The following is a 25066-nucleotide window of genomic DNA, read 5'->3' on the forward strand; positions in this document are numbered from 1 at the left end:
GTAAAAATTTATTCGCGCTCTTTACAATTGGCGGCTTATTCTACCGCCATCAGTCGCCGGTACTCATCCCAGGCATAGAGATCGGTCATACCACTGATATAATCCTGAATGAGCCGGAAGCGATAATAACGTTCCCACAACAGACGCTGATATTTATGTTCTACAACCAGATTACGCATCTTATGCAAATAGGCTTTACGGTGTTTACCCGAGAGCTTATGAAAAAGCCGGGTTTCGATCGGATGCTGACGGAGGAAATCTTCATTTATCAGCGTGGTAAAGGCTTCGTAATTAAGGCGCATCAGCGGCTGATAGATCTCCAGCAGCCCTTTAATCACCCGGTAACCCTGCAACTCCAGCTGCTCTACTTCAGAATGATTAAAGACCTGCTGGCGCGCAACGGTTTTAAACAATTGCAGTAAGCGGCCCTCTTCACCCTCATCTTCCAGTAGCGCATGGTTAAAACTTCCATCGAATATAGCAGGAAGATTATCAACAAAACGTTTCACCGCATAGCTTACCAGCACGCTCTGAACATTTACGCGGAGTGACATAAAAAATTGATCGCTGCGGCTTCGGCGTTTTTTACTGCAGGCTTCACGCCAGGCTTCGCCAATAGTCCGGCTGAAAGCGTCATTATTTTTAACCGGCCCCCAGGCTTTATTGAGAAACTCATACAAACTTTCAACATTAAAGATATCTTTTTCTACAGCGTCGTCCAAATCGGCAATACAATAGGAGATATCATCCGCAGCTTCCATTATATAAGTCAGCGGAAAACGGTGGTGTTCTTCCATATTGGTGGCAGCACGCAGGTCGGCAATATAATCCTGCTCAGAGAGATAAAACCCAGGCTTCTTCATGAGTACGCTAAATTCGGCGGGCTTTTCCCCCTGCCACCAGGCAGGCGCGGTATATTTCAGGATGCAGGCGACCTGAGAATAACTGAGATTCAGTTGCAGCAGCGTATGCACCATCCGGATCGCCTGCGCATTGCCTTCAAAGTGACAGAGATCCTGGCGGATCATGGCGTTGAGTTGATCAAAGGCTTTACGCTGTGCTTCTCCTTCCACGCCGGCCACCAGCGGATCCACCAGCTCGGCTGAGAGGTTCTCTTCAAACCAGTCGTTAATCGCCGCCTCGCCAAAATGGCCAAAAGGTGGATTACCGACATCATGCATCAGACAGGCCATCTCTATCAGACTTTCAAACGCGCCTTCCAGCTCATCAAGACCATACTGCGCCAGCCCGCCCTGCATCTTCAGGGTTTGCAGGATCTCTTTGGTGATGTAACGCCCGGTCTGCTGCACCTCCAGCGAATGCGTCAGGCGGGAACGAACGGCAGCGTTACGCTCCAGCGGAAACACCTGCGTTTTTTGCTGCAAACGCCGGATTGCGGCGGAGTTTATAATCCTTCCGCGATCGCTCTCAAAATGGCGCGTAATGTAATATTCGCCTTCCGGTTCCTTGCGGCTGTTATAAGGGCGCGAGAAGCTGATCTTCTTCCTGAAATTGATCGCTGACATGGATTACCCCTTATTTTTTCGTGAATTAATCCCCTGAATGCCATGGTAGACTATGCCCTAAATTTTGATTCTTTACATTAGCGGAACTCACTATGAAAGCAGGCATTATTGGCGCGATGGAGCAGGAAGTCACACTGCTGCGCGACAAAATTGAAAACCGTCAAACGCTGTCGCTGGCGGGTTGTGAAATTTATACCGGCACCCTGCAGGGCGTTGAGGTGGCTCTGCTGAAATCGGGCATTGGTAAAACCTCTGCCGCGCTGGGTACCACGCTGCTGCTGCAGCTCTGCAAGCCGGATGTGGTGATCAACACCGGTTCGGCTGGCGGTTTAGCGCCGTCGCTCAGCGTCGGTGATATCGTGGTGTCAGAAGAAGTGCGTTATCACGATGCTGACGTCACCGCTTTTGGTTATGAGCCGGGTCAGATGGCGGGTTGTCCGGCCGCGTTTGTGGCAGACAGCAAGCTTATCGCCGCTGCAGAAGCCTGTATTAAGCAGCTGGATCTGAATGCCGTACGCGGTCTGGTGGTCAGCGGTGATGCCTTTATCAATGGTGCCGAACCGCTGGCGCGCATTCGTAATCTGTTCCCGCAGGCGATTGCCGTTGAGATGGAAGCCACCGCTATCGGCCATGTCTGTCATCAGTTCCAGGTGCCTTTTGTGGTCGTTCGCGCCATTTCCGACGTGGCCGATAAGCAATCTCACCTCAGCTTTGATGAGTTCTTAAGCGTTGCGGCGAAGCAATCTTCGCTGATGGTGGAGAACCTGCTGGCGCATCTGGCGCGTGGCTAAAACGCGACTCCTCTGCTGGCTGCTGCTGCTGAGCGGCAGCCTGCTGGCTTCACCGCCACGCGTGATTACCCTCTCCCCCCATCTTACCGAACTCGCCTTTGCTGCCGGGATTACCCCGATTGCGGTCAGCGCCTGGTCCGACTATCCGCCGCAGGCGAAACAGATTGAGCAGGTCGCAAACTGGCAGGGCATCAAGGCTGAACGTATTCTGCAGCTTAAGCCGGATCTGGTATTAGCCTGGCGAGGCGGTAATCCGCAGCGTCAGATTGACCAGCTACAGCAGCTCGGCGTGCCGGTTAAATGGATTGATCCGCTGACGCTGGATGAGATGTTCACGGCGCTGGCCGATCTGGGCCACTGGAGTCCCAGACCGGAGCAGGCAACTCGCGCTGCCCGCCAGTTACGTCAGCAGGAAGCCGCGCTGCGTCAGCGCTATGCTCATCTGACTGCGGTTCCGCTTTTTTTGCAATTTGGTCAGCAGCCCCTGTTTACCGCCGCCAGAGCCACGCTGCAGAATGAAATTATTACGTTATGTGGTGGCAGGAACATCTTTGCTGACAGCCGCGTCAGCTGGCCGCAGGTCAGCCGTGAGCAGGTGCTGATGCGCCATCCTCAGGCCGTTGTGACGGGTGGCAGTGCGCAGCAGGCGGAAAACATCCGGGTGTTCTGGCGACCGCAGCTGGATGTACCGGTGATTGCCATCAACGAGGACTGGCTTAGCCGGCCAGGCCCGCGACTGCTGCTGGCCGCGCAGCAACTCTGTGCGGCCCTGCATCCCGATGAATAAATCAGCGAATTGATTAAAGTCACTGCGATTTTTGCCGTTGATCAATACCAGAGACGAACGCGCCACGTATGCTCGCCGTCCTTTTAGCGCTCCGGCGCTTTTTTAAAACACCAGGAACCTTATATGACCAGAGCACTGCTGCTGGCCATAGGGCTGTCGATCGCCGGTTCTGCCTTTGCAGGATCGATAAATGGCTCTATTGGCGCCAGACTTGTCATCTATTCACGCTGTGAAATCAGCACGGCTAACGGCCAGCCCGCACCGCAGATCAACTGCGGCAGACAGGCAAGCGCGCAGCCGCGCGTAACAAACGGCCAGATTCAATCGCAGGGAAGTGTGAAGCAAAGTAACCGGCTGGTCACAATAGAATGGTAAACGAGGCCGTCTGTATGACGGCCTGCATTATCAGATACTGAAGGAAGAGCCACAGCCACAGGTGGTTTTGGCATTCGGGTTGGTCACGATAAAGCGTGAGCCTTCCAGACCTTCCGTGTAATCCACTGAACCGCCCACCAGATATTGCAGGCTCATCGGATCAACCACCAGTGAGACGCCCTGCTTTTCAATCGTCATGTCGCCATCATTCATCTGGTCATCAAAGGTGAAGCCGTACTGGAAACCACTGCAACCGCCACCGGTGATATAGACGCGAAGTTTCAGCGCCGGGTTCTCTTCGTCGGCAATCAGGTTCTTCACCTTGGTGGCTGCGGCGTCGGTAAACTGCAACGGCAGTGCTACTACTTCATCACTCATGTTTTACTCCGGTAAACGCCCAGGTCAGAAAACGACCTTAATTACACTATTATCAGCCAGCACCTCAGCGCAATCAAGCTCTGCCCTTCGCACTCTGTGCCGCTTTCACTCCTGTTAAGGGCACAGAGGGTGAATCCACCTTTCGTCTGCTGCCCCTCTTCCGTAGAATGGCGCAATATTTTTATGAACCGCTGGAGCCGAAAATGAGTAAGTCCGAACAACTGTTTGCCGAGGCACAACGCCTGATTCCGGGTGGGGTAAACTCGCCAGTACGCGCATTTACCGGTGTGGGCGGCGTTCCGCTGTTTATTGAACACGCTGATGGCGCCTATCTCTATGACGCTGACGGCAAAGCCTATATCGACTATGTCGGCTCATGGGGTCCGATGGTGCTGGGTCATAACAACGCGGCGATCCGTAACGCCGTGATTGAAGCGGCACAGCGCGGCCTAAGTTTTGGCGCACCGACCGAAATGGAAGTGACCATGGCGCAGCTGGTGTGTGAGCTGGTGCCGAGCATGGAGATGGTGCGGATGGTCAACTCCGGCACCGAAGCGACTATGAGCGCTATCCGTCTGGCGCGTGGCTTTACCGGCCGCGATAAAATCATCAAGTTTGAAGGCTGCTACCACGGCCACGCCGATCATCTGCTGGTGAAAGCCGGCTCCGGTGCGTTAACACTGGGTCAGCCGAACTCGCCGGGCGTACCGGCCGATTTCGCTAAACATACCCTGACCTGCACCTTTAACGATCTCGACTCAGTGCGCAGCGCTTTTGAGCAATATCCCGAGTCGATTGCGGCCATCATCGTTGAGCCGGTGGCTGGCAACATGAACTGCATCCCACCGCAGCCAGAGTTCCTGCCGGGTCTGCGTTCACTGTGTGATGAGTTCGGCGCACTGCTGATTATTGATGAAGTGATGACCGGTTTCCGTGTCGCGCTGGGTGGCGCGCAGGCTCATTACAATGTGCGCCCTGATTTGACCTGTCTCGGGAAAATCATTGGTGGCGGCATGCCAGTCGGTGCATTCGGTGGGCGTCGCGAAGTGATGGCAGCGCTGGCCCCGACCGGTCCGGTTTATCAGGCGGGAACGCTCTCTGGTAACCCAATCGCCATGGCGGCGGGTTTCGCCTGCCTGACGCAGATCGCGCAGCCGGGTACCCATGAGAAGCTGGATGCCCTGACCCGCAAGCTGGCAGAGGGTCTGCGTGAAGCAGCACAACAGCAAAATATCCCGCTGGTGATTAACCATGTTGGCGGGATGTTCGGCCTGTTCTTCACCGATGCTGACAGTGTGACCTGTTACGCCGATGTAACCCGCTGCGATGTGGAGCGCTTTAAAACCTTCTTCCACCTGATGCTTGAGGAGGGCGTTTACTTTGCGCCTTCAGCCTATGAAGCGGGCTTTATGTCGCTGGCGCACAGCGAAGAGGATATTCAGCGCACTGTCGACGCCGCGCGTCGTTGTTTCGCGAAGCTGTAATTGCGGCAGCGTTAAAGATGAAGACCGGCAGCAGCCGGTCTTTTGTTATTGATGAGGCTTGCCCCGCTCTGTTGTGAGAGGGTGCACGCACAGGAAACAGGGTCAGATCGGAAAGGCGCGAAAGCCGTCATCCATGACTCGCTCGGCCCGCGCCGTCCCTGGCGCGGGACGCTTTCCTCCTCTGACCCAATTTCCTGCGCATTGAGCTTCTTCGTTGTTGTCAGATTCACCCTACTTTGGATCTGGCCGGCGTCTGAAACCAGCCTGCTTTTTCCTCTTAACCTGAACGCCGCAGCAGCCAGATAAAGTAAGGCGCGCCTAAAAAGGTCGCCATCAGCCCGGCTGGGATCTGATCCGGGAATGCCAGCATCCGTCCGCACCAGTCAGCCAGCACCATCAATCCCGCCCCCAGTAATCCTGACAGTAGCAGTTGCGGTAACGCCCGCCGGAATCCCAGCATGCGCGCCATATGGGGCGCCATTAGTCCGACAAAACTCAGCGGACCGATAGTCAGTGTCGCGCTGGCGGTCAGCGCGGCCGCCAGCAGCAGCAGACTCAGCCGCGCAGGCGTCAACGCCATACCGGCCGAGCGTGCGGTAGCGCTTCCCAGCGGCAGCAACGTCAGCCAGCGACTGGCCAGCGGTGCCAGCGACACCAGCACCAGCGCGCAGATTGCGCTCTGAACCGCCTGAGTGCCGCTGATGTTATAGGTCGAGCCGGAGATCCAGCTAAGCAGCCCGCCCATACGCGGATCGCCGCTGGCCAGCAGCAGCATCAGCAGAGTGACAAAGGCGCTGTTGAGCGCCATGCCCGCCAGCAGCATCCGCTCCGGGGAGAAGCCACCACGACTGGCTACAGCCATGATCACCAGCAGCGTCAGCGCGGCACCCAGCGCTCCAGCGGGCAGCAGCCATGCCAGCGCATCGCCCGGCACAAAGAACATCATGACGACGACGCCACAGGCGGCACCCGAACTGATACCCAGCACTTCCGGGCTGGCCATAGGATTGCCGGTGAGCCGCTGAATCAGACTCCCCGCCACGCCCAGCATCAGGCCGGTCACCAGCGCCGCCAGCACGCGCGGTGCGCGCCACGGCATCAGCGACTGCAGCATCTCGCCCGCTGACCAGACCCAGCCCTGCGCATTGCGCCCAAACGCCAGACCGCCCCAGCCCAGCAGCGCCATAACAGCAAGACCGATCAGCGCCCAGCGCAGCAGGTTCTGTCGCTCGGCGGGCACGTTGTCACCCTGATTCAGCGCAGGCGGCACTGAACCCGTGCGCAGTCGCGGCAGCAGCCACAGCAGAATCGGCACGCCGAGCAGCGCGGTAGCCGTGCCGGTCGGCATATCGCGCCAGTGCACGCTGAGCCATAACACACAACTGTCGGCCAGCCACAGCAGCAGCGCGCCAGTCACAGGTGCCAGCAGCATCCGGGTGATGAGCCGGCGTCCACCCAGCAGCTTTGCCAGCAACGGCGCAAACAGCCCGATAAAGCCGATGATACCGGCGACGTTCACCAGTTGTGCGCTGAGCAGGATCGCCAGCCCGAGGCCACCGATACGCGCGACTGAGAGCGACAGGCCGAGGTTTTTCGCAATGCCATCATCCAGCCCCATCAGCGTCAGCGGACGCAGCAGCGCCAGTGCCAGCAGCAACGCCAGCAACAGGCGCGGCCAGAGTTGCTGCACATTTTCCCAGCTCATCTGATTCAGCGCGCCCGTGCTCCACAGAAACATGTTCTGCAGCTGATCGTGATTGAAGATCGCGAAGATCTGATTCACCGCGCCGCTGTAAAGGCTCAGCACCAGTCCGGCCAGAATCAGCGTGACCGGCGACAGACGTTTGCCCCAGGCCACACCAAACACCAGCGCCCCTACCAGCAGCGCACCGATAAGCGCAGCAAACTGCTGTGTCAGCGCCCCGCCCGGCAGATGCCACAGCGTCGCCACGGTAATGCCCAGCTGTGCGCCGGAAGAGACGCCGAGCGTGGTTGGCTCCGCCAGTGGATTCCGCAATATCTGCTGAAACAGCAGACCGGCAAGACCCAGTCCGGCTCCTACCAGCAGCGCCAGCACCGTGCGCGGCAGCAGGCTGTAGTGCAACACCATCTGCGGCAGGCTATCGACCGACGGTGACCAGAATGCCTGCCACCATTCAGCCTGAGGCAGCGCCTGGTTCAGATTAATCAGCGTCAGGCTGAGTGAGAGCAGAAACAGCAGGCTAAGGAGGCCTGCGGGAAACAGAGCATGGCGCATCAGTGCGTCTCCAGCGCGCGTTCCAGCGCGCGAACAAAGTGCAGCGCCGAGAGCGTCGCACCGTAATACCAGACCGCCGGGACGCGCTGAAAGCGCCCGGTGCGGACAAACGGCATGGCCTGCCACAGCGGACTGCGCATCAGTTGCTGCATCTCCACGTCGTTGTCGTGATCAAAGCAGATAACCTCCACCTCCCCGGCCTGCGCCAGCTGTTCAATGCCGACCACCGCGCTGCCCCAGAAACTGGTCTCGCCCTGCCAGCCATTTTTCAGGCCCAGCAGGGTCATCACCTCCAGGAACAGACTGTTTTTACCGAAGGTAATAGCATGGCGACTGTCGAGCAGTGACATCAGCAGAATCGTGCGTCCGGCATAGGGCGCCAGCCGCTGACGCGCCGCTGCCAGTTCCGCATCGACCTCGCGCAGATGCTGCTCCGCACGCTCGCTTACGCCCAGGCGCGTCGCCAGCTGACGCAGCGATGCGCGCGCGGCGGTAAAAGGTTTCCCATCGCCGCTGTGGAGGTCGAAGCCCATGATGGGCGCGATGCGCGTCAGTTTTTCTTTCGGCGGACCGTAGCCGTTGGAACAGAGGATCAGCGACGGCTGCATTTGCGCCATCAGCTCAAGATTGGGTTCGGTGCGCAGACCGACGTCGATCACGTCCGCAGGCAGCTTCGGCTCCCCTACCCAGATGTTGTAGTTGTGCAGATCGGCCACGCCCCAGGGTGTGATGCCCAGCGCTATCAGCAGTTCGGTGGGGAGCCACTCCAGTGCAATAATCCGCCCTGGATTCGGCGTGGCAGCACGCAGGGGAAGCGCACAAAACAGCGGAGAGACTGCCAGCGCCAGCATCAGTCGGCGGCGATTAAGATCGGGCATCATCCTCTCCTTAACAGACAAAACTGACCGGCGCCCCGCCCTGCGGGTGCGGTAAAATGCCCATCGGAATGCCATAAATCGCACCGAGCACCTCAGCCTGCATAATCGCCTCTGCGTCACCTTCGGCAATCATCGCGCCCTGACGCAGCGCCACCAGATGGTCGCAGTAGCGTGCAGCCATATTGATATCATGCAGCACCGCAATCACGGTTAAGCCGCGCTGCTGGCTCAGATCTTTTATCAGCGCCAGCACCTCAACCTGATGGGCAATATCCAGCGCCGACGTCGGTTCATCCAGCAGCAGACAGCGGCTGTTCTGCGCCACCATCATCGCCAGCCAGGCGCGCTGACGCTCGCCCCCCGAAAGACTGTCCACCAGCCGCCCGGCAAAGGGCTTCAGCCCGACCTGAACAATCGCATCCTCTACCCGATCGCGATCTTCCTGACCGAACCGTCCCAGCGCGCCGTGCCAGGGATAGCGGCCAATCGCTACCAGCTCACGCACCGTCATCCCTTCAGCGGCCGGTAACTGCTGCGGCAGATAGGCCACCTCGCGGGCAAAGGCTTTGCTGTTCCAGCGCCCGACCGGCTGCTGATTCAGCAGCACCTCTCCGCTGCTGGCCGCATGATGACGGCCCAGCATTTTCAACAGTGTCGATTTGCCCGAGCCGTTGTGACCAATCAGCGCGGTCATTTTGCCCGGTGGAAAAGTCAGCGACAGGGGCTGGAGGAGAGTGCGGCCCGGCACCTCGAAACTGGCGTTTTCCAGCGTAAAGGTCGCCTCTTCTGCGTGAGGATGCGGCATGGTTATCCCTGTGAACGGGCGCCGAAGCGCCCGGTTAAATCAGAATCTGAAGGTCGCGGTGCCGACAATCTGGCGTTCCGCCCCCCAGTAGCAGGCGTATTCACGGTAGCAGCTGGCGACATAGTCACGATCGAACAGATTGTTGACGTTGACGCCCACTGTCGAGCCTGGCAGACCGAAACGGCCCAGATCATATTTCAGCGCCGCATCCACCGTGGTGTAACCGGCAACTTTAAAGTTCTGGTTCTGCTCGGTGCCGGTGCTGTAGAGACCCTGGCTCTCGCCGACATAACGTACACCCGCGCCCACGGTCACGCCTGACAAGGCGGTCTCATGGAAGGTGTAGTCGCTCCACAGTGAGGCCATATGCTTCGGCACCTGCACCGGCGTTTTGCCTTTCAGCTGGGTGTCTTCGGTATATTCTGCATCGGTGTAAGTGTAGGACGCCGTCAGGTTAACGTTGGCATTCAGCGCCGCTTTGGCTTCCAGCTCTACGCCGCGTGACCGGATTTCACCGCTCTGAACACTGAAATTTGGGTGATTCTTTGTATCCGGATCGGCAGTCAGGTTTTTGGTTTTGGTCAGCTGATAAAGCGCGGCGGTGAGCACCACCGGACGATCTTTCGGCACATACTTCACGCCCGCTTCATACTGCTTAGCACGTGAAGGATCAAATGCCTGACCCTCATAGGTTGAACCCGCATTCGGAATAAAGGCTTCGCTGTAGCTGAAGTAAGGCGCGATACCGTTATCAAACACATAGTTCAGACCGCCGCGCCAGGTAAAGGCCTGATCGTTCTGGCGATCCACGCTATCCGCCACCCGATCGTAAACCGAGTTCATGGCATAGTCGTAGCGGCCACCCAGCGTGAGCACCCAGCGGTTCCACTCCATCTGATCCTGAGCATAGAGGCCGGTCTGACGCTGCTTGTTGAGATGCTGATAAGGACCAAATGGCGTTACGCTGTTATCACCATATTGCGGATTAACCGCATTCAGGCTGGAGGCAGTGCCAAACTGTGCGTCGATATCATTGCGGGTACGCTGGAAGTCCACGCCCAGCAGCAGCGTATGATCAACCTGGCCGGTGGCGAATTTCGCCTGCGCCTGGGTATCGACCGCCAGTTGGTTGAGTTTCTCTTCTGAAACCGCCGAACCGCGCGTGATTTCCTGAGTCGCCGGCAGGAAACCATTGCCATAAATGCTGCGGTAATCGGTGCGCAGATCGGCATAACGCAGGTTCTGGCGCAGCGTCCAGGTGTCGTTAAAGCTGTGCTCGGCGTTATAACCGACCATTTTGGTGTTGCGTGAAATCTTGTTGCTCTGCTCGCCTTCATCGAAGTTGGTCGGCAGTTTGTACTGGCTGCCATCAGCGCGGGTGATCGGTACCACCGTGCCCTGACGCGGCAGCCAGCCGTAATAACCGGTTTCTGGCTCGTTCTGGAAATAGGTCAGCAGGTCAATGCGGGTGCGATCGTCGGGACGCCAGCTGAATGCCGGTGCGATGGTGTAGCGCTTCTCTTTGTTCATCGCCTGCTGCGAATCCTGACTGCGCGCCTGACCGGTCAGGCGATAGCTGTAGACGCCGTTATCATCCAGCGCACCGCCAAAGTCAAAGCCGGTCGAGAACAGGTTGTCATTACCCATCTGGAACTGTACTTCACGCAGGGTTTCCTGGGTCGGACGCTTGCTCACCAGCGAGACCACACCACCCGGATTGCTTTTGCCGTAGAGCACCGACACCGGGCCGCGCAGCAGTTCAGCGCGTTCCAGGAAGTAAGGATCGATGGCAAACTCAGAGTAGTTGTCACCCTGCAGTTTCAGACCATCCAGATACTGATTGGTGTTGGTTTCGCTGAAACCGCGAATCGACAGCGCATCAATCACGTCTGAGCTGCCCCGGTTACCGGTCAGCACGCCAGGCGTGTAGTTAAACGCCCCTTTCACGCTGGTTACGTTACGCATCTCCATCTCTTCACGGGTGACCACGGAGATGGACTGCGGATTTTTTTCAATGGGGGTATCAGTTTTGGTCCCGGTGGCGCTGCGTTTCGCTGCCACGGTGGGTGCTGGTCCCCAGGCGCTTTCCGCCTCGACGCCGCTGCCGCCATCAGCCGAGACGACCATCGTCTCCGTCTGCGCGGCGTAAAGAGAGGAGCTCAGGCTCAGTGAGATCATGATGCCCAGAAGCGGTCGGGAAAATGTTTTTTTGGTGTTGTCAGAAAAAGTCGTTCGCGCATTCATAAAAGTGTCTCTTAACAATAGGCTCAGGCAGGCGAATCGAAACGATAATGATTATTATAACGCTTAGATAATATGCGAAATTCAGCAGGCACTGCAAGAAGAAATCCCAGTAGTGACGCCGTTTGCAGGCCGATTGACGCGTATTGATCAGGAACAAAAAAAGGGCGCCGAAGCGCCCTTTTTAACCTGTCTGACTGATTTATTTGCCAAACATATCTTTTATCCACCCTGCTACGCCGTCGCTATCTTTCTGCTCCTGCTGTTGCTGGGCCGGTTGTTGCGGCTGCTGCTGTTGCTGTTGTTGCTGCTGCTGATCGAAGAGCTGTTGTTGCTGCTGAACCTGCTGCTGCTGTTGCTGACACAGCGCATTCGGATCCAGCGCCCACACTGGCAGAGAACGCCAGGTGCTGCTGCCCGTGCCGCAGACAAAGTTACCGGCAGAATCCACATTCATCAGCGACACATCTTCCGGCGGCGTCAGCTGTAACGGCATCGGGGCCTGAATGTCCAGGTAGCGACGGTAGAGCTGCATCGCGCCGCTGGCACCATAGAGTTTGGTCGGCTGGTTGTTATCGCGTCCCACCCAGGTGATCGCCACTTCTTTACCATCAATACCGGCAAACCAGCTGTCCACCAGATCGTTGGTGGTACCGGTTTTGCCCGCCAGATGCGCATTCGGGAAACGCGCGCCCAGTGCACGGGCGGTACCGTGGTCAGCCACCTGTTGCATGGTGTAGAGCGTCAGATAAGCGGCCTGCGCCGGCTCAACACGCTGCGCCTGCGGATAGCTCTGATAGAGCACGCTGCCATCTTCCGCAATCACCGAACGCACCGCTGACAGCGACGCGCGGTTGCCGCCGCTGGCAATCGACTGGAACGCCTGAGCCACTTCAACCGGCGTCAGGTTTAAGGCACCCAGCAGCATCGATGGCACCGGATGCAGCTGCTCTTTCGGCACGCCCAGCTTATTCCAGGTATCCACTACCGCATCCAGCCCCAGCGTCATGCCGAGGTTTACGGTCGGCACGTTCATTGAGTTGGTCAGCGCATCCACCAGCATCACTTTGCCGCTGAAGCGACGATCGTCGTTCATCGGTTTCCAGATGCTGCCGTTTGGCTGCTTCAGCGCAATCGGCTCATCGGCGATCCAGCTGTTCAGCCGGTAGCTGTTTGGCTGACTCAGCGCGGTCAGGTAAGTCGCCGGTTTCGCCAGTGAGCCGATAGAGCGGCGTGCCTGCAGCGCACGGTTGTAACCCGCATACTGTGGATCGGCACCGCCGACCATGGCGCGGACTTCACCGCTGAAACGGTCAACCACCACCATCGCGGTTTCCAGATCTTTCAGACCACGCTGTTTTTTCAGCGTCGGAATGCCATCGATCACCGCCTTTTCGGCCGCATCCTGCGACACCGGATCCAGCGTGGTGAAGATTTTCACCCCGGAGAGATCTTTCACCTTGTCGCCCAGTTTCGCCTGAAGCTCGTTACGCACCATCTGCATAAAGGCCGGCTGCGGCGTAATCACGCCGCCTTTCGGCTGCACGCCCAGCGGACGGGCCGACAGCATGTCATACAGCTCCTGGTCGATCACTTTCTGCTGCTGCAACAGGCGCAGCACGAGGTTGCGTCGTTCCAGCGCCAGTTTCGGGTTACGCCACGGATTATAGAGCGACGCGCCTTTCACCATGCCGACCAGCATCGCCTGCTGATCCAGACTCAGCTCATCAACCGGACGGCCAAAGTAGTAGAGGCTGGCCAGCGGGAAACCGCGGATCTGATCGCTGCCAGCCTGACCGAGATAGACCTCGTTCAGGTAGAGCTCCAGGATGCGATCTTTGCTGTAGCGCGCATCCATGATCACCGCCATGTAGGCTTCACGCGCTTTACGCCATAGCGAACGCTCGTTGGTGAGGAACAGGTTCTTCACCAGCTGCTGCGTCAGCGTACTGCCGCCCTGCACCGCTTTCCCGGCCGTGATGTTCGCCAGGAAGGCGCGGCCAATGGAGTAAGGGCTGATGCCATCATGCTCATAGAAATGGCGATCTTCGGTGGCGATCAGCGTATCGACCAGCAGATCCGGGAAACCGGCGCGCGGTACGAAGAGTCGCTGTTCACCGTTCGGCGACTGCAGCATGGTGATCAGGCGCGGATCGAGGCGGAAAAAGCCAAAATCACGACCGGTTTCAAGGTTTTTAATCTCGCTCAGCTCATCTTTACTGAAGCTCATGCGCGCGTGGATCTGCCCCTCTTTACTGTCGGGGAAATCAAACGGGCGACGCAGCAGATCGATGGTGTTGCCCTTCACCGAAAACTCGCCAGGGCGGGTAATACGGGAGACTTCGCGATACTGAGTACCTTCCAGCAGCGCCACCATTTCACTTTTGTTGTAGGCCATGCCGGGTTCCAGGCTGACCATGCGGCCATAGACGGTGGCGGGCAGTTGCCACACTTTACCGTCAATCCGGCTGCGAATTTCCGAGTCGAGGTAGATGCCCCACGCGGCCATGACCACCACAAACACCAGGAACAGTTTGATTACCCATCCCAGCCAACGGCGTTTGCCGCGCGGCGGTTTTCCACCTTTACCTTTACGTGGCACCGGCGCTTCCTCCTCGTCATCATTAAAATCGTCCTGATCGATATCCTGTTCGATATCCCTGCGTCGTCCCCGGCCCGCACTGCTGCGCGGCGGCAACGGTTTACCTTTGCGCCCTATTGGTTCGCGATCGTTCCCAGACATTACTTTTCTTCTCCAGGCAGTGCTTACGGCAGCGCCGCTACTCTAACTGCTTTCTCGCGTGCCGCATGGCAGAACCCTCTGAATTCGATCCAGCGGACTCAACCCTGCGGGGACATTTTTTTGGTTCGCCTTGTTGGCAAGGCGGTGGCCGGATCCTCGGGCCAGGGATGTTTAGGATAACTTCCCTTCATCTCTTTCCTGACCTCCGGCCAGGCACCGCGCCAGAACGCCGCCAGATCGCGGGTGATCTGCAACGGGCGCTGGGCGGGCGATAACAGCTCCAGCACCAGCGGAATTCGTCCTTCCGCCACGGTGGGATTCTGCGCCTCGCCAAACATCTCCTGAATCCTTACCGCCAGCGCGGGCGGCTTCTCCGCATCGTAGCGGATTGGCAGCCGGCTTCCGGTGGGCACAGTGTAATGAGTTGGCAGCACAGTATCCAGCCGCTGACGCTGTGACCATGTGAGTAAATGTAAGAGTGCCGTGGTCAGGTTCACCGCCTGCAGGCTGCGGAGATCGCGTACCGCTGACATCTGCGGCAACAGCCACTGCGACAGGCTCTCAAGCAGCGTTTCATCGTCGGTCGCGGGCCAGCTCTCTTCCGGCAGCCACCGGGCCGCACACTGGATTCGCAGACGCAGCTGTTCGGCCTCCGGCGTCCAGCCCAGTACCGACAGACCTTTTTCGACGATCCAGCGCAGCATGGCCGCGTGCAGCACCTCCGGTTCCGGGCGCGCCATCGGCTGGGTTTTCAGTATCAGCGCGCCAATCTGCTCACGTCTGAAAGCACGCAGCGTGCCTTTCTCTTCGTCCCACTCTACTTCGGTCCGGCGCTCAATCAGGGCGGGCTGCTGCTGGCACAGCGTTTCAATATCGACCGGCAGTGCCAGCAACATCCGGGCATCCGGTGTGGCACTGCCCTGCAACAGAGCAGGCGCAATCAGCCACTCATTACGCGTCAGGCCATCCTGCTCATCGAGTCTGGCGCCCAGCCCGTTGGCCAGCTGATAGCGACCGCTCTGATCGCGTCGCCGCGCCAGCCGATCGCCAAAGCCCACCGCCAGCAATCCGGCGAAACGATCTTCATCGATGCGCCCGCCACGGATTTTAAGCCGCTGCTGCCACTGCTGCGCCCGCCGCTGCCATTGCGCCTGCGGCCGATGCAGCGCATCACGCAGGTCGGTGCTGCCGCTGCGGGGAGGATCTTCCAGAATCGCCACCAGCAGCGCGGCGCTGGCGACCGCATCCGGCTCATCGCTTGCGGCACACAGTATGGCGGCGAGTCGGGGATCGCATCCCAGCTGCGCCATGCGCCGTCCCAGCGTGTTGAGCAGGCCGTTGTTGTCCAGTGCTCCCAGTCGGGTCAGCTGCTGCTGCGCCGCATCCAGATTTCTGGCGGGCGGCTGGTCCAGCCACTGCAGCTGTTGCGGCTGGGTACAGCCCCACTGCAGCAGATCCAGCCACAGTGACGAGAGATCGCTGTTAACGATTTCCGGTTCACTCTGCGCCGCCGCTCGTGATGCCTGCTCCTGCGGCACCAGATGCAGGCAGAGTCCCGGCATCAGTCGCCCGGCGCGACCCGCTCGCTGGATCATCGATGCCTGGCTGATTCGCTGGGTCTGCAGACGCGTCACGCCGCTGCGGGCGTCAAACAGAGCGCTGCGTTCCAGCGCACTGTCGACCACCAGCCGAATCCCCTCAATGGTCAGGCTGGTTTCGGCGATATTGGTGGCAAGCACCACTTTGCGGCGGCCGTCGGCAGCAGGCAGAATTGCCCGGCGCTGCGCCGCCAGCGGCAGTGCGCCATAGAGCGGCGTCAGATCAACGTCGTCACTGATGCGTGATTCCAGCTCGCGCTTCACCCGTTCGATCTCCGCCACACCCGGCAGAAACAGCAGCAGCGAACCGCTCTCATCCCGCAGCAGCTGGGCGACTTCACGCGCGACCGCCTCTTCAAAACGCACATTCTGATTCAGTGACGCGTAACGCCGCTCAACCGGATAGCTGCGCCCTTCTGAGACGATCAGTGGCGCATCCGGCAGCAGCGCCGCCAGCCGGGCGTTGTCCAGCGTGGCGGACATCAGCATGATTTTAAGGTCGTCGCGCAGCCCCTGCTGTACATCAAGCAGCAGCGCCAGCGCCAGATCGGCCTGCAGGCTGCGCTCGTGAAATTCATCGAGGATCACCAGCGACACGCCTTCCAGCATCGGGTCGTGCTGAAGCATGCGCGTGAGCATGCCTTCGGTCACCACTTCCAGCCGGGTCTGTGGCCCGACGCAGCTTTCGCCACGCATCCGGAATCCCACCGTGCCACCCGGCTGCTCGCCGAGTTGCTCCGCCAGCCGCTGCGCCACATTACGCGCCGCCAGCCGACGTGGCTCCAGCATGATGATCCGTCCCGGCAGCGCCGCCTGCTGTAACAACTGCAGCGGCAGCCAGGTTGATTTGCCTGCCCCCGTGGGCGCGGCCAGCAGGATTTGTGGGGCGTCACTCAGCGCCGCCAGGATGTCAGGCAGCACCGCGCTGACCGGTAAATCGCTCACAGCAAACTCCGCTTCTGCCTGTGCTAAGATGGCGCGCATTGTAGCATCCATCCGTGATATTTGCCGGAGAGCGCCATGGCGACACAACGCTTATTTTTTGCCATCAGCCTGCCTGACGAGATGCAGCAAGAGCTGGTGCGCTGGCGGGCCGATACCTTTCCTGCGGAGGCGGGCCAGCCGGTGGTCGCGGCGAATCTGCACCTGACGCTGGCGTTTCTGGGTGAAGTTGCGCCGGAAACCTCACAGCGCCTGCAGACGCTGGCCTCCCGTATTGTGCAGCCCGGTTTTGATCTCGACCTGGATGATGCCGGACACTGGCCGCGCCCCGGCGTGGTCTGGCTCGGCTGCCAGCGCGCGCCACGCGGTCTGTTGCAGCTCGCCAGCCTGCTGCGGGCCCAGGCCGCCCGGCATGGCTGTTACCAGAGCCCCCAGCCGTTTCATCCGCACATCACGCTGTTACGCCACGCCACGCAGCCGGTGACGTTACCGCCGCGCGGCTTTCACTGGCGTTTTCGCGTCTCTACCTTTTCTCTGTTCGCCTCTGAATATGCCCGGGGCCGCACCCGCTATCGCGCCCTGGCTAGCTGGCCATTACATTCTCAGGATCCACATGCACTTCTCTCCGCCCCTTAAACCCGCCCGTCTGATTGCCCGTTACAAACGTTTTTTGGCCGATGTGGTGACGCCAGAGGGCGACGTTCTGACGATTCACTGCGCCAATACCGGCGCCATGACCGGCTGCGCCACGCCGGGCGATCGGGTCTGGTACTCGACGTCCGACAGCCTGACGCGCAAATACCCCCACAGCTGGGAGCTGACCGAAACGCAACAGGGCCACTGGATCTGCGTGAATACGCTGCGCGCCAACCAGCTGATGGCTGAGGCGCTGGAGCAGGAACGGCTGCCGGCGCTGGCCGGTTATACGCATCGTCAGGCGGAAGTGAGATATGGCACTGAAAAAAGCAGAATTGATTTCCTGCTCAAAGCAGAGGCCCGGCGCAACTGCTATATTGAGGTGAAATCCGTAACCCTTCTACATGAAGGAAAAGGGTATTTTCCGGATGCGGTGACGATTCGAGGACAGAAACACCTGCGTGAACTGGCAACAGTTGCGGCAGAGGGTCATCGGGCCGTTTTGTTGTTTGCCGTTTTGCACTCGGGGATTGAGGACGTTTCTCCGGCACGTCACATTGATGTGGCGTATGCAGAACAACTGGCTCAGGCGCAGCAGGAGGGCGTAGAGGTTTTAGCGTATCAGGCAGACTTATCGGCGGAGGGAATGTTTCTTAAATCGCCGATCAACGTAACCTTGTAATATCTTTTGCAATTTTATGTGTTAAGAATGTTCTGAGCTAAGGGCCAATTACGCTGTTCCTCACAGGCTTGTCAAGGTGTGTTCATGAAGAATTGCCAACCCTGACTGCTTCTGTTATTTATAGCGGCCTGTTTTTTTCCCCAATGGGGGATCGATGTACCCCGCAGACGTTAAATGCAGGCTGGCAGCAAGGCCCCTGCGAGACGAAATTCGAAGGGTATAGTGCGTGTTATCCAGGAGAAGCAACATGCAAGAAGGTCAAAACCGTAAAACATCGTCCCTGAGTATTCTCTCTATTGCTGGCGTCGAACCTTATCAGGTGAAGCCTGGCGAAGAGTATATGAATGATGCGCAGCTGACCCATTTTCGCAAGATTCTGGAAGCCTGGCGTAATCAATTACGGGACGAAGTCGATCGTACCGTTTCTCATATGCAGGATGAAGCCGCTAACTTCCCGGACCCGGTTGACCGTGCCGCGCAGGAAGAGGAGTTCAGCCTGGAGCTGCGTAACCGCGATCGCGAACGTAAACTGATCAAAAAGATCGAGAAGACGCTGAAGAAAGTTGAAGATGACGACTTCGGCTATTGCGATTCCTGTGGCGTTGAGATTGGTATCCGCCGTCTCGAAGCCCGTCCTACTGCCGATCTCTGCATCGACTGTAAGACGTTAGCAGAAATTCGTGAGAAACAAATGGCCGGCTGATGCCGCGTCCAGCCTGTTACCACGCAGTGGAACAACTGCTGTTTTGTCCGCTGCGTGGTCACTTCTGAAACCTATGTCATCCTCCTGTATCGGTCGCTTCGCCCCTTCTCCCTCTGGTGAACTCCACTTCGGATCGCTGATTGCTGCCCTGGGCAGTTACCTGAGCGCGCGTGCGCAAAACGGCGTCTGGCGGGTGAGGATTGAAGATATTGATCCGCCACGGGAAGTGCCGGGTGCCGCCAGCCGTATCCTGCATCAGCTGGAGCACTACGGTTTAGAGTGGGATGGCGAGGTTCTGTGGCAGTCACAACGTCATGAGGCCTACCGTGACGCGCTGGCCTGGCTGCAGCAGCATCGTCAGAGCTATTACTGCACCTGCCCCCGGCGTCGCATTCAGCAGATTGGCGGTTTCTATGATGGTTACTGCCGTGAACGGCAACGCGGACCGGAGAATGCCGCGCTGCGTTTACGCCAGCATGCGCCGGTCTTTGCGTTTGACGATCGTCTGCGTGGCCGTGTGGAGGCGGACAGGCGTCTGGCACAGGAAGATTTTATTATTCACCGCCGTGATGGCCTGTTTGCCTATAACCTGGCGGTCGTTGTCGATGATCATTTTCAGGGCATTACCGAAGTGGTTCGCGGCGCAGATTTGATTGAGCCGACGGTGCGACAGATTGCGCTCTGCCAGCAATTTGGCTGGCCGGTGCCTGACTGGCTGCATCTGCCGCTGGCGCTTAACCACGATGGTCATAAGTTGTCGAAGCAGAATCATGCACCTGCGCTGCCGGATGGCGATGCCAGACCCCTGTTGGTGGCGGCGTTACGCTTCCTCGGACAGCCGGTTTCAGGCGGCTGGCAGGACTTAACGCAGGACAAACTGCTGTCTGATGCGGTGTCGCAGTGGAATATCGCTTTGATGCCGCAAGAGAACGCCCTGAAACCGGATGCATAGACAACAGCATTCTCAAACGGTTCTCAACAGGCTATGATTAGCCGCTGATTTTACCTACACCCTAATTGCCACTGTCGAGGTGTCCCATTTTTACCCGAGTAGCTAATTTTTGCCGGAAAGTCCTGAAGCGTGATGAAGAGGAAGCCCCAGCAGAGGTTGAACCAGAGCGTCTGATGACCATCATTCCTCGTGAAAGCCATACCATCTCACGTAAAGACATCAGCGAAAATGCCCTCAAAGTGCTCTATCGCCTGAACAAAGCCGGTTATGAAGCCTATCTGGTAGGCGGTGGCGTGCGCGATTTGCTACTGGGGCAAAAACCCAAAGATTTCGACGTGACCACCAATGCCACGCCTGAGCAGATGCGTAAGTTGTTCCGCAACTGTCGCCTGGTTGGCCGTCGTTTCCGTCTGGCGCACGTGATGTTTGGCCCGGAAGTGATCGAAGTCGCCACCTTCCGTGGACATCATCAGGCGGAAGAGCCGGAAGAGGATCGCAACAGCTCGCAGCGTGCCCAGAGCGGTATGCTGCTGCGCGACAACATCTTCGGCTCAATCGAAGATGATGCCCAGCGACGCGATCTCACCATCAACAGCCTCTACTACAGCGTGGCTGATTTCAGCGTGCGTGACTATGTCGGCGGCATCAGCGATCTCGAACAGGGCATCATTCGCCTGATTGGCGATCCGGAAACCCGCTACCGCGAAGATCCGGTCCGCATGCTGCGCGTCGCGCGCTTTGCTGCCAAACTCAATATGAGCATTGCGCCGGAAACCGCCGAGCCGATCCCACGTCTGGCCTCGCTGTTGCGTGATATTCCGCCTGCTCGCCTGTTTGAAGAGTCGCTGAAGATGTTGCAGGCTGGCTACGGCTACAGCACATATCTCAAGCTGTGTGAATATCAGCTGTTCCAGCCACTGTTCCCGACGCTGGCGCGCAACTTCACCGAAAACAGCGACAGTCACATGGAGCGGATGCTGGCGCAGGTGCTGAAAAACACCGATAACCGCATTCACAACGACATGCGCGTTAACCCGGCGTTCCTGTTTGCCGCGATGTTCTGGTATCCGCAGCTTGAAACGGCAGAACGCATTGCGCAGGAGAGTGGCCTGACCTACTTCGAAGCTTTTGCGATGGCGATGAATGATACGCTGGACGAAGCCTGCCGTGCGCTGGCGATTCCGAAACGTATTACGTCGCTAATTCGCGATATCTGGCTGCTGCAGTTACGCATGTCCCGCCGTCACGGTAAACGCGCCTGGAAACTGATGGAGCATCCGAAATTCCGCGCCGCTTACGATCTGCTGGCGCTGCGGGCGGAAGTGGAAAATAACCCGGAGCTGCTGCGCCTGAGCCAGTGGTGGGGTGAATTCCAGGTGGCTGCGCCGCCGCATCAGAAAAACATGCTCAATAACCTGGGTGACGATCCGGTGCCGCGTAATAAATCGCGTCGTCCGCGCCGCCGTCCTTCCGCACCGCGTCGTGACAACCAGAACGTCTCATGACACGGGTTTACCTCGCGTTAGGCAGTAACCTGGCCGATCCGCTGCATCAGGTTGATGCAGCGCTGACCGCACTGGATGCGTTGCCGCAGACGCAACGCATCGCTACCTCGCCGTTCTACCGCACGCCGCCTTATGGCCCGCCCGATCAGCCCGATTTTCTCAATGCCGCCGTGGCGCTGGAGACCGATCTCAGTGCAGAAGCGCTGCTTGACCATACCCAGCGGATCGAGCAGGAGCATGGCCGGGTGCGCAAGGCAGAACGCTGGGGTCCGCGCACGCTGGATATCGATCTGATGCTGTTTGGCGAGGCGCACATCAACACGGAGCGGCTGATCGTGCCGCACTATGATCTGCTGAATCGCGCGTTTATGCTGGTGCCCCTGCTGGCGATTGCGCCAGACGCCCGCCTGCCCGACGGTCGCGCACTCAGCACAATCCTGGCTAACCTCGACAGTAGCAGCATCGTGCTGTGGCACGGCTGAGCAGACAAACGCACATCTCTGATTCCGCTCTTTCACGCTATCCAGTAAACTGCGCCCATCAGAATTCCTGAGTTGAGAGCGCCATGAAACCCACCACGATTTCACATCTGCGTCAGGCGAAAGCCAGCGGTAAAAAATTCGCGACCCTGACCGCCTACGATTTCAGTTTTGCCCGCTTGTTTGCCGATGAAGGCATTCAGGTGCTGCTGGTTGGTGATTCTTTAGGGATGACGGTGCAGGGGCATGATTCCACCCTGCCGGTCACGGTCAGCGACATCGCCTATCACACCGCCGCCGTGCGCCGTGGCGCACCACAGGCACTGCTGCTCGCCGACCTGCCGTTTATGAGTTATGCCACGCCACAGCAGACCTTTGACAACGCCGCGCAGCTGATGCGTGCCGGTGCTAACATGGTGAAGCTGGAAGGCGGCAGCTGGCTGGCTGAGACCGTGCAGATGCTGACCGAGCGGGCCGTTCCGGTATGTGGTCATCTGGGCCTGACACCGCAGTCGGTCAATATCTTTGGCGGCTATAAAGTACAGGGCCGGGATGAAGCCGGTGCAGAGCAGTTGCTGGCCGATGCGCTGGCGCTGGAAGCCGCAGGTGCACAGCTGATGGTGCTGGAGTGTGTGCCGGTGTCGGTAGCGCAGCGGATTACCGACGCGCTCACCATCCCGGTGATCGGTATCGGTGCCGGCAATGTCACCGATGGTCAGATTCTGGTGATGCATGACGCGCTGGGCGTGACCGGCGGCCACATTCCCAAATTTGCCAAAAATTTCCTGGCGGAGACCGGCGATGTTCGCGCGGCGATTCGCCACTATATCGCCGAAGTCGAGGCCGGAACCTATCCGGCGGCAGAGCACAGTTTCCAGTAATCCAGGAGAGTCACCGTGTTGATCATTGAAACGCTGCTGATGCTGCGCCAGGAAGTCCGACGCTGGCGCCAGCAGGGTAAACGCATTGCGCTGGTGCCGACCATGGGCAACCTGCATGAAGGTCACCTGACGCTGGTGGATGAAGCACGGGCGCGCGGCGACATCGTGATTGTCTCGATCTTTGTCAATCCGATGCAGTTCGATCGCGCCGATGATTTAGCGCGCTACCCGCGCACGCTGCAGGAAGATTGTGAAAAGCTGAATCGCCACCAGGTTGACGTGGTCTTCGCCCCCTCACCTGCTGAAGTCTATCCGCAGGGCGCGCAGAATCAGACCTTTGTTGAGGTGCCGGTGCTCTCTTCCCTGCTGGAAGGGGCCACACGTCCAGGTCATTTTCGCGGTGTGGCCACTATCGTCAGCAAACTGTTTAATCTGGTACAGCCCGATATTGCCTGTTTCGGTGAAAAGGATTTTCAGCAGCTGGCTATCATTCGTAAGATGGTGGCCGATATGGGCTTCGACATTGAGATTGTTGGTGTGCCTACGGTGCGCGCTAAAGATGGCCTGGCGCTGAGTTCGCGCAACGGCTACCTGACGGCAGATGAGCGTAAGCTGGCACCGGTCCTGAGCCAGGTGATGCATCAGATGGCGACGCAGCTGGAGAATGGCGAGCGTCATGTTGACGAGATCATTGAGGCAGCCAGTGAGGCACTGCTGGCGCAGGGATTGCGTCCTGATGGCCTGGCGATCTGTGATGCGGAAACGCTGCAACCGCTGACGGTGGACAGCCAGCGCGCGGTGGTGCTGATGGCCGCCTGGCTGGGCAAGGCCCGCCTGATTGATAATCAAACCGTTGACCTGACGCAGTAATTCATCCCGCTGCAGGTTATTTTATTTCTCTGACAAGGTTTCTGGCTATGATTCGCACAGTTCTGCAAGGCAAATTGCACCGCGTGAAGGTGACGCAGGCGGACCTCAATTATGAAGGTTCCTGCGCTATCGATCAGGATTTCCTGGATGCTTCCGGCATTCTGCAATATGAAGCGATCGATATTTATAACGTCACCAACGGTCAGCGCTTTTCCACCTACGCTATCGCGGCTGAGCGTGGCTCGAAAATCATCTCGGTCAACGGTGCGGCCGCCCGCTGCGCCTGCGAAGGCGATATTTTAATTATCTGCTCCTATGTGCAGGTAGACGATGCCGAGGCGCGTCAGTGGCAGCCTAAGGTCGCCTATTTTGAAGGTGACAACCAGATGAAGCGTCTGGCGAAAGCGCTGCCGGTGCAGATCGCCTGATTAAAACCTGATTAAAAAAGGGCCGCCGGTAAAACGGGCGGCCCTTTTTATTTCTGCTGCAGTAATTAAACCGGTTTGGTTGTCATCGGCTTCGATGACTTTTTCATCGTAAAGAGGAAATTAAACCAGCCGCGTTTTCTCATCAGACATAATGTCCACGGTAACGCCAGCGCCACCAGGAACGCCGAAATAAACTTCAGGTCATTTACCCAGGCTGACGGGCTTTCAAACTTCACAATCTTACTGAAGAACTGAATCGCCAGATAATGCGACAGATAGAAGACGATAGAATTGACGCCTATGTAGTAGACCAGTTCAGACTTCAGTTTCAGCGCAATCCAGACAAAGAACGGAACCGATAATAGTGCCAGCGGTGACAATAACGCCTGGGAATGACGCTCCAGCACAAAGATATTCAGGCAGGAGAGCAGCACAAAACTAATTACTGAGATAAACAGCGTCGGGCCATGCTGCACTTTCTCCGCGATATCCACCTGCTTCCTCACGACGTAATCGCCGAGATAGAAGAATACAAACAGATAAAGCGATTTATTGATGTGGGTATTGTCGAAGCTGGCAAACACCCCATCCGCCTCAATCGCTGGCAGCGCCCAGCTCAGCGTCATACAGATGGCAAACACCAGCAGGAACGGCAAGTGACGGGCAAAGATAATCACAATAAAGAAGATAAAAAGCGAATGCAGGAACCAGGTCATATCACCGCCACCGGTCAGGTGGGAGAGAATAATATTCATCGGTGATTGCGGCGTATTAGCCATCGAGCTGAACAGGATTTTCAACCCGCCGTAGACGGCAACCCAGACCACAAATGGATAGAGAATACTGCGCACCTTGTTATTAAAAAAAGGACCCAGGCCTTTTCTTAACCCGGCATCGACAAATAAACCCGAAACAAAGAACATCAGCCCCAGCCTTACCGGTGCCAGCATCTCATTTAACAGGCCGCTGAAGGCGGTAAAGTGTCCGGCGTTATTATGTACGGCAATAGTGCTGTGCAAAAAAATGATTGCGAGAATACTCAATCCCCGCAGATTATCGATCCACGTTATACGATTCATCTTTTCCTGCCTTTGATTAAAAACTGGCCCTGATTCGGTTGCCATT

22 protein-coding genes are annotated in these 25066 nt (G+C 57.9%); 13 read left to right on the forward strand and 9 right to left on the reverse strand.

Annotated elements, in window-relative coordinates; translation table 11 throughout:
- Positions 1 to 35: 35 nt before the first annotated feature.
- Positions 36 to 1526 (reverse strand): dGTPase, encoded by a 1491-nt coding sequence (gene dgt, locus HFD87_RS13360; protein ID WP_010254077.1) that lies wholly within the window; start codon positions 1524 to 1526, stop codon positions 36 to 38.
- A 92-nt stretch (positions 1527 to 1618) separates the two neighbouring features.
- On the opposite strand from dgt, the gene mtnN reads away from it, so the two are divergent.
- From mtnN to HFD87_RS13375, 3 genes are all read left to right on the forward strand, one after another.
- A complete protein-coding gene (mtnN, locus tag HFD87_RS13365; protein WP_086905233.1) occupies positions 1619 to 2317 on the forward strand; it encodes a 5'-methylthioadenosine/S-adenosylhomocysteine nucleosidase in 699 nt (232 codons plus the stop codon).
- Positions 2310 to 3104 carry a vitamin B12 ABC transporter substrate-binding protein BtuF gene (gene btuF, locus HFD87_RS13370; protein WP_045140762.1) on the forward strand — a complete coding sequence of 265 codons (795 nt, stop codon included), beginning with the start codon at positions 2310 to 2312 and terminating at the stop codon, positions 3102 to 3104. Before mtnN ends, btuF begins: the two co-directional genes overlap by 8 nt.
- Positions 3105 to 3227: 123 nt before the next feature.
- The gene (locus HFD87_RS13375; protein WP_167423546.1) at positions 3228 to 3479 is read left to right on the forward strand and encodes a hypothetical protein; all 252 of its coding nucleotides are present in this window, start codon (positions 3228 to 3230) and stop codon (positions 3477 to 3479) included.
- A gap of 30 nt (positions 3480 to 3509) precedes the next feature.
- Here HFD87_RS13375 and erpA read toward each other — a convergent pair whose 3' ends face one another.
- Positions 3510 to 3857 (reverse strand): iron-sulfur cluster insertion protein ErpA, encoded by a 348-nt coding sequence (erpA, locus tag HFD87_RS13380; RefSeq protein ID WP_010254064.1) that lies wholly within the window; start codon positions 3855 to 3857, stop codon positions 3510 to 3512.
- Between the two features lie 203 nt (positions 3858 to 4060).
- Between erpA and hemL the strand changes: the two genes are divergently transcribed.
- Positions 4061 to 5341 (forward strand): glutamate-1-semialdehyde 2,1-aminomutase, encoded by a 1281-nt coding sequence (gene hemL, locus HFD87_RS13385; protein ID WP_010254062.1) that lies wholly within the window; start codon positions 4061 to 4063, stop codon positions 5339 to 5341.
- Positions 5342 to 5618: 277 nt separating this feature from the next.
- Here the strand turns inward: hemL and fhuB are convergent, their stop codons facing one another.
- The 6 genes from fhuB to hrpB form a co-directional block, all read right to left on the reverse strand.
- Positions 5619 to 7598, reverse strand: a complete 1980-nt coding sequence (fhuB, locus tag HFD87_RS13390; protein ID WP_167423547.1) for a Fe(3+)-hydroxamate ABC transporter permease FhuB — start codon at positions 7596 to 7598, stop codon at positions 5619 to 5621.
- Positions 7598 to 8476 carry a Fe(3+)-hydroxamate ABC transporter substrate-binding protein FhuD gene (gene fhuD, locus HFD87_RS13395; protein ID WP_167423601.1) on the reverse strand — a complete coding sequence of 293 codons (879 nt, stop codon included), beginning with the start codon at positions 8474 to 8476 and terminating at the stop codon, positions 7598 to 7600. Before fhuD ends, fhuB begins: the two co-directional genes overlap by 1 nt.
- Before the next feature lie 10 nt (positions 8477 to 8486).
- Entirely contained in the window at positions 8487 to 9281 is a 795-nt protein-coding gene (gene fhuC, locus HFD87_RS13400; RefSeq protein ID WP_167423548.1) for a Fe3+-hydroxamate ABC transporter ATP-binding protein FhuC, read from the reverse strand.
- A 39-nt stretch (positions 9282 to 9320) separates the two neighbouring features.
- Positions 9321 to 11525, reverse strand: a complete 2205-nt coding sequence (gene fhuA, locus HFD87_RS13405) for a ferrichrome porin FhuA (RefSeq protein WP_167423549.1) — start codon at positions 11523 to 11525, stop codon at positions 9321 to 9323.
- A gap of 199 nt (positions 11526 to 11724) precedes the next feature.
- Entirely contained in the window at positions 11725 to 14265 is a 2541-nt protein-coding gene (gene mrcB, locus HFD87_RS13410) for a bifunctional glycosyl transferase/transpeptidase (protein ID WP_010671853.1), read from the reverse strand.
- Positions 14266 to 14363: 98 nt separating this feature from the next.
- The gene (hrpB, locus tag HFD87_RS13415) at positions 14364 to 16847 is read right to left on the reverse strand and encodes an ATP-dependent helicase HrpB (protein WP_167423550.1); all 2484 of its coding nucleotides are present in this window, start codon (positions 16845 to 16847) and stop codon (positions 14364 to 14366) included.
- Positions 16848 to 16883: 36 nt separating this feature from the next.
- Between hrpB and thpR the strand changes: the two genes are divergently transcribed.
- The 9 genes from thpR to panD all read left to right on the forward strand — a co-directional run bounded on the left by thpR (position 16884) and on the right by panD (position 23941).
- The gene (gene thpR / locus HFD87_RS13420; RefSeq protein WP_010671851.1) at positions 16884 to 17441 is read left to right on the forward strand and encodes an RNA 2',3'-cyclic phosphodiesterase; all 558 of its coding nucleotides are present in this window, start codon (positions 16884 to 16886) and stop codon (positions 17439 to 17441) included.
- Positions 17419 to 18123 carry a DNA/RNA nuclease SfsA gene (gene sfsA, locus HFD87_RS13425; protein WP_167423551.1) on the forward strand — a complete coding sequence of 235 codons (705 nt, stop codon included), beginning with the start codon at positions 17419 to 17421 and terminating at the stop codon, positions 18121 to 18123. The genes thpR and sfsA overlap by 23 nt, the downstream gene beginning before the upstream one ends.
- A 247-nt stretch (positions 18124 to 18370) precedes the next feature.
- Positions 18371 to 18826 carry an RNA polymerase-binding protein DksA gene (dksA, locus tag HFD87_RS13430; RefSeq protein WP_010254035.1) on the forward strand — a complete coding sequence of 152 codons (456 nt, stop codon included), beginning with the start codon at positions 18371 to 18373 and terminating at the stop codon, positions 18824 to 18826.
- 73 nt (positions 18827 to 18899) lie between these two features.
- Positions 18900 to 19778 carry a tRNA glutamyl-Q(34) synthetase GluQRS gene (gene gluQRS / locus HFD87_RS13435; RefSeq protein WP_010254032.1) on the forward strand — a complete coding sequence of 293 codons (879 nt, stop codon included), beginning with the start codon at positions 18900 to 18902 and terminating at the stop codon, positions 19776 to 19778.
- 86 nt (positions 19779 to 19864) lie between these two features.
- Positions 19865 to 21283, forward strand: coding sequence for a polynucleotide adenylyltransferase PcnB (gene pcnB, locus HFD87_RS13440; RefSeq protein ID WP_203583884.1), 1419 nt, complete (start codon positions 19865 to 19867; stop codon positions 21281 to 21283).
- Complete coding sequence (folK, locus tag HFD87_RS13445) at positions 21280 to 21765, forward strand: 2-amino-4-hydroxy-6-hydroxymethyldihydropteridine diphosphokinase (protein WP_159226628.1); 486 nt, start codon at positions 21280 to 21282, stop codon at positions 21763 to 21765. The genes pcnB and folK overlap by 4 nt, the downstream gene beginning before the upstream one ends.
- Positions 21766 to 21848: 83 nt before the next feature.
- Entirely contained in the window at positions 21849 to 22643 is a 795-nt protein-coding gene (panB, locus tag HFD87_RS13450; RefSeq protein ID WP_010254026.1) for a 3-methyl-2-oxobutanoate hydroxymethyltransferase, read from the forward strand.
- Between the two features lie 15 nt (positions 22644 to 22658).
- Positions 22659 to 23513 carry a pantoate--beta-alanine ligase gene (gene panC, locus HFD87_RS13455; protein WP_022625439.1) on the forward strand — a complete coding sequence of 285 codons (855 nt, stop codon included), beginning with the start codon at positions 22659 to 22661 and terminating at the stop codon, positions 23511 to 23513.
- A 47-nt stretch (positions 23514 to 23560) separates the two neighbouring features.
- On the forward strand, positions 23561 to 23941 hold the full coding sequence (gene panD / locus HFD87_RS13460; RefSeq protein ID WP_010254022.1) for an aspartate 1-decarboxylase: 381 nt from the start codon (positions 23561 to 23563) through the stop codon (positions 23939 to 23941).
- A gap of 65 nt (positions 23942 to 24006) precedes the next feature.
- Here the strand turns inward: panD and HFD87_RS13465 are convergent, their stop codons facing one another.
- Entirely contained in the window at positions 24007 to 25020 is a 1014-nt protein-coding gene (locus HFD87_RS13465; RefSeq protein WP_010671846.1) for an acyltransferase family protein, read from the reverse strand.
- Positions 25021 to 25066 lie beyond the last annotated feature (46 nt).

The organism is Pantoea sp. EKM21T (assembly GCF_011800405.1).
GTDB lineage: Bacteria > Pseudomonadota > Gammaproteobacteria > Enterobacterales > Enterobacteriaceae > Pantoea > Pantoea agglomerans.

Excerpts from the sequence above, each read along its gene's own strand:
- dgt (WP_010254077.1), bottom strand. The coding sequence starts at position 1,526 with ATGTCAGCGATCAATTTCAGGAAGAAGATCAGCTTCTCGCGCCCTTAT.
- mtnN (WP_086905233.1), top strand. The coding sequence starts at position 1,619 with ATGAAAGCAGGCATTATTGGCGCGATGGAGCAGGAAGTCACACTGCTG.
- HFD87_RS13375 (WP_167423546.1), top strand. The coding sequence starts at position 3,228 with ATGACCAGAGCACTGCTGCTGGCCATAGGGCTGTCGATCGCCGGTTCT.
- erpA (WP_010254064.1), bottom strand. The coding sequence starts at position 3,857 with ATGAGTGATGAAGTAGTAGCACTGCCGTTGCAGTTTACCGACGCCGCA.
- hemL (WP_010254062.1), top strand. The coding sequence starts at position 4,061 with ATGAGTAAGTCCGAACAACTGTTTGCCGAGGCACAACGCCTGATTCCG.
- fhuB (WP_167423547.1), bottom strand. The coding sequence starts at position 7,598 with ATGCGCCATGCTCTGTTTCCCGCAGGCCTCCTTAGCCTGCTGTTTCTG.
- fhuD (WP_167423601.1), bottom strand. The coding sequence starts at position 8,476 with ATGCCCGATCTTAATCGCCGCCGACTGATGCTGGCGCTGGCAGTCTCT.
- fhuC (WP_167423548.1), bottom strand. The coding sequence starts at position 9,281 with ATGCCGCATCCTCACGCAGAAGAGGCGACCTTTACGCTGGAAAACGCC.
- fhuA (WP_167423549.1), bottom strand. The coding sequence starts at position 11,525 with ATGAATGCGCGAACGACTTTTTCTGACAACACCAAAAAAACATTTTCC.
- mrcB (WP_010671853.1), bottom strand. The coding sequence starts at position 14,265 with ATGTCTGGGAACGATCGCGAACCAATAGGGCGCAAAGGTAAACCGTTG.
- hrpB (WP_167423550.1), bottom strand. The coding sequence starts at position 16,847 with ATGCGCGCCATCTTAGCACAGGCAGAAGCGGAGTTTGCTGTGAGCGAT.
- thpR (WP_010671851.1), top strand. The coding sequence starts at position 16,884 with ATGGCGACACAACGCTTATTTTTTGCCATCAGCCTGCCTGACGAGATG.
- sfsA (WP_167423551.1), top strand. The coding sequence starts at position 17,419 with ATGCACTTCTCTCCGCCCCTTAAACCCGCCCGTCTGATTGCCCGTTAC.
- dksA (WP_010254035.1), top strand. The coding sequence starts at position 18,371 with ATGCAAGAAGGTCAAAACCGTAAAACATCGTCCCTGAGTATTCTCTCT.
- gluQRS (WP_010254032.1), top strand. The coding sequence starts at position 18,900 with ATGTCATCCTCCTGTATCGGTCGCTTCGCCCCTTCTCCCTCTGGTGAA.
- folK (WP_159226628.1), top strand. The coding sequence starts at position 21,280 with ATGACACGGGTTTACCTCGCGTTAGGCAGTAACCTGGCCGATCCGCTG.
- panB (WP_010254026.1), top strand. The coding sequence starts at position 21,849 with ATGAAACCCACCACGATTTCACATCTGCGTCAGGCGAAAGCCAGCGGT.
- panD (WP_010254022.1), top strand. The coding sequence starts at position 23,561 with ATGATTCGCACAGTTCTGCAAGGCAAATTGCACCGCGTGAAGGTGACG.
- HFD87_RS13465 (WP_010671846.1), bottom strand. The coding sequence starts at position 25,020 with ATGAATCGTATAACGTGGATCGATAATCTGCGGGGATTGAGTATTCTC.